At 46.9% G+C, this 512-nt stretch carries 1 protein-coding gene; it reads left to right on the top strand.

What is annotated here, in order from left to right; translation table 11 throughout:
- The coding region (locus tag R7093_RS28275) for an ATP-dependent nuclease (RefSeq protein ID WP_318147415.1) at window positions 1-512 on the top strand (512 nt) is incomplete at both ends.

Below are 512 nucleotides of genomic sequence, written 5' to 3'. Positions count from 1 at the left end.
TTTCATCGCGCTGGCGCTTTGTTTGCGCGTTGCTGGCTATTAGTGGAAGGCGAAACTGAGGTTTGGTTGTTTAATGAATTGGCAAGACAATGTGGATACGATCTCGCCGCTGAAGGGGTTCAGATTGTCGAATTTGCACAATCTGGCTTACGTTCATTAATAAAAGTAGCCAAAGAGTTCGGTATCGATTGGCATGTGGTTACCGATGGTGACCCTGCGGGTAAAAAATACGCCCACACAGTAAGAGCGCAGCTTGGGCATGATCAAGAGCGCCATAGGCTCACTGAACTGCCCGATCGGGACATCGAGCATTTTCTTTACAATCATGGTTTCGAGCTGTTCTTTAAGGACATGATCAAAGTCCCTCATGACCATCCAATTCCGGCGAAGAAAGTGGTTAACCGCGTTTTGAAAAAACATGCGAAGCCAGATTTGGCTCTAGCCATTGTGTCTCACTGCGAAGAGAAAGGCATGGAATGTATCCCTGTGTTGTTGCGTTGGACTTTAAAACG

The organism is Vibrio sp. 1580, assembly GCF_033340055.1.
Note: the sequence above shows the minus strand (reverse complement) of the source record. Positions and strands in the feature narration are given on the sequence as shown.